This window comes from Streptomyces colwelliae (assembly GCF_048158785.1).
Taxonomy (GTDB): domain Bacteria; phylum Actinomycetota; class Actinomycetes; order Streptomycetales; family Streptomycetaceae; genus Streptomyces.
The window spans coordinates 1-2838 of the sequence record NZ_JBLTJC010000662.1 but is presented as its reverse complement, the minus strand read 5'-3'; the positions used below and the strand labels follow the sequence as shown (position 1 = coordinate 2838).

General features: G+C 67.5%; 3 protein-coding genes and 2 pseudogenes. 1 reads left to right on the top strand and 4 read right to left on the bottom strand.

Annotated elements, in window-relative coordinates:
• Positions 1-49: 49 nt before the first annotated feature.
• From ACNFOC_RS52845 to ACNFOC_RS52830, 4 genes and pseudogenes are all read right to left on the bottom strand, one after another.
• On the bottom strand, positions 50-1273 hold the full coding sequence (locus tag ACNFOC_RS52845; protein ID WP_416966091.1) for a DivIVA domain-containing protein: 1224 nt from the start codon (positions 1271-1273) through the stop codon (positions 50-52).
• A gap of 52 nt (positions 1274-1325) precedes the next feature.
• Positions 1326-1616: a YggT family protein gene (locus tag ACNFOC_RS52840; protein WP_019062316.1), complete on the bottom strand. Its 291-nt coding sequence runs from the start codon at positions 1614-1616 to the stop codon at positions 1326-1328.
• 50 nt (positions 1617-1666) lie between these two features.
• Positions 1667-2308 carry a cell division protein SepF gene (locus ACNFOC_RS52835; protein WP_019062317.1) on the bottom strand — a complete coding sequence of 214 codons (642 nt, stop codon included), beginning with the start codon at positions 2306-2308 and terminating at the stop codon, positions 1667-1669.
• 128 nt (positions 2309-2436) lie between these two features.
• Positions 2437-2757, bottom strand: a pseudogene (locus ACNFOC_RS52830) (alanine racemase); the annotation flags it as partial.
• On the opposite strand from ACNFOC_RS52830, the pseudogene ACNFOC_RS52825 reads away from it, so the two are divergent.
• Positions 2692-2838 (top strand): annotated as a pseudogene (locus tag ACNFOC_RS52825) (hypothetical protein); the annotation flags it as partial. The pseudogenes ACNFOC_RS52830 and ACNFOC_RS52825 overlap by 66 nt on opposite strands.

The window sequence follows — 2838 nt, the reverse complement described above, 5'->3', positions numbered from 1 at the left end:
GCCCCGCCCTTTTGAACGCTGCCGACGCCTATGGCGTACTAAAGGCCGGTCAGTTGTCGTCCTCGTCGATCAGGAACCCGCGCATCGGCGAGGGAGCCTGGCCCATCGGCGACGGGCCCTGCGGCCGTACCGGCGCCATCGGCTGGGTCATGGCCGGGGACATCTGCTGCTGGCCGCCGTAGGACGGACCGGCGGGCGGCGGGCCGCCCATGCCCTGGTTGCCGCCGTACGACGGGGCGCTGGCGCCTGCCGGGGCCATCGAGGGCGCCGGGGACGGCGGAAGCGACGCGGTCGCCGGAGTGCGCGGCGGGGCCAGCGAGTCGTCGGCCTGGGTCTCCAACTGACGCAGCTGGGACTCGAGGTAGGACTTCAGACGCGTGCGGTACTCGCGCTCGAAGCCGCGCAGGTCCTCGACCTTGCGCTCCAGCGTGGCGCGGGCGGACTCCAGGGAGCCCATCGCGACGCGGTGCTTCTCCTGCGCGTCCCGCTCCAGGGCGTCGGCCTTGGCTCGGGCGTCACGCTCGAGACCCTCGGCGCGCGAACGGGCCTCGCCGACAATCTTGTTGGCCTCGGAACGGGCCTCGGCGATCGCCTGGTCGGCGGTCTGCTGGGCCAGCGAGAGGACACGGGCGGCGCTGTCGCCACCGGGGCCCTGCTGCGGCATGCCGCCACCCATGGGACCGCCCATCGGGCCGCCCATCTGCTGCTGCATGGGGGGCTGGCCGCCCATCTGACCCTGCATCGGGCCCTGGCCCATCTGCTGCATCTGGCCCTGCATCGGACCCTGGCCCATCGGACCGCCCATGGGGCCCTGTCCCATCGGACCCTGACCCTGCGGGCCGCCCTGGCCACTGGGGCCTGCGGGCAACTGCGGGGCACCGCTCGGCAGCTGGGGCGGGCCGCCCATGGGGCCGCCCATCTGCTGCTGCGGCGGGCCCGATATGCCGGCGGGCACCGGGCCACCCGGACCGCGCATGCCTTGCGGGGGCATGCCCTGCTGGGGCATCCCCTGCTGCTGCATGCCGCCTTGCTGCTGCATGCCGCCCTGCTGCTGGTCCTGTTCGGGAGGCTTGCGCATGTTCTGTTGGTTCTGCGCGGCTGCGCGCGTGGCCGCGGCCAGCTTGGCGCGCAGGTCCTCGTTCTCGCGCAGCAGGCGCGTCAGTTCGGCTTCGACCTCGTCGAGGAAGGCATCGACCTCGTCCTCGTCATAGCCTTCTCGGAGGCGGACGGTCGTGAACTGCTTGTTCCGCACGTCCTCGGGGGTCAACGGCATCTCTTCACCTCAACGTAGTCATCGGCAGTCGGCAAGACCGTATCGTCCACTGTCACCTCGCGAGATTGCCCACGATAGAGATCAAGATGTAGACGATGATCATCAGGACGAAGAAGGACAGGTCGAGCGCCACGCCCCCGAGACGCAACGGCGGGATGAACCGCCGCAGAAGCTTCAACGGTGGATCGGTGACAGTGTAGGCGGCCTCCAGAACGACCACCATCGCCTTGCCGGGTTGCCATGAGCGGGCGAACTGGAAGACGTAGTCCATGACCAACCGGAAGATGAGCACGATGAGGAACACCATCAGCGCGATGTAGATCACCTGCGCGAACACGCTCATGGTCTGTCTTTCCCTCTCCCCTGTTCCGTACCTTCTAGCGGCTGTCTGTCTCAGCTCTGATTGAAGAACCCGCCCTCTGCGATGCGGGCCTTGTCCTCCGCCGTGACATCGACGTTAGCAGGCGACAACAGGAACACCTTCTGCGTCACCCGCTCGATGCTGCCGTGAAGACCAAACACCAAACCGGCCGCAAAGTCGACAAGTCGCTTCGCGTCTGTGTCATCCATCTCAGTCAGATTCATGATCACCGGGGTGCCTTCACGGAAGTGTTCCCCGATGGTACGGGCCTCGTTGTAGGTCCGGGGGTGAAGTGTGGTGATCCGGTAAGGCTCTCGTTCCGACACGACCTTGGGCATGATCACCGGTGCGTTCTTCTCCAGGGACTGGCGTTCTTGTGTGATGGATGCCACGGGCGCGATACGCGCCGGACGCCCTGATTCCGCACCCAGTGAAGCGGAATGGGACACCGGTTCACGAGGGGCCGGAGGCTGCACCACTCGTACCGGTTCGTCCCTTTGAGACTGATGCGGGCTGTGTGACTGGTGCGACGGCTCGTGCCGTCGACGGTCCCGCTCGGGCTCCGGGTCCAGTTCGGGTTCGAAGTCGTCATCGGGGTCGAAACCCCGGCCGTCGTACCCATCGTCCTCCACGAGGCCGAGGTAGACCGCCATCTTGCGCATCGCGCCGGCCATGCTCTGAGTCCTCCGCTCTGTGGTGGATCGGCTGACGACTGCCAAGTGCCCGCGATCCACGAGGTCGTTACGCCCGCTTTCGGCGGCATTGACCATATTTTCTACTGTGGTCCGACTTCCTGGCGACGTTACCCGAGCCTGGGGCGCACGCCGAGTACCGCAGTGCCGACGCGTACATGTGTCGCTCCGGCTGCCACGGCCTGTTCGAGGTCCGCACTCATCCCTGCCGACACCATGTTCGCAGCAGGATGGGCTCGGCGCAGGTCAGTCGACAAATCCATCAACCGCCCGAACGCCTCCAGTTGGCGCCCCGCGTACTCCCCGGTGAGCGGAGCGACGGTCATCAAACCGCCGAGCCGCAACCCCGGAGCCCCGGCGACGAGATCGGCCAACTCCCCGATCCCGCCCGGCCCGACGCCACCCCGCTCAGGGCCGGGCTGACCATCGACGACATCGACCTCGTCGAGATCAACGAGGCCTTCGCCGCGGTCGTCCTGCGCTTCGTGCGCGACATGGGCCTGTCCCTGGAC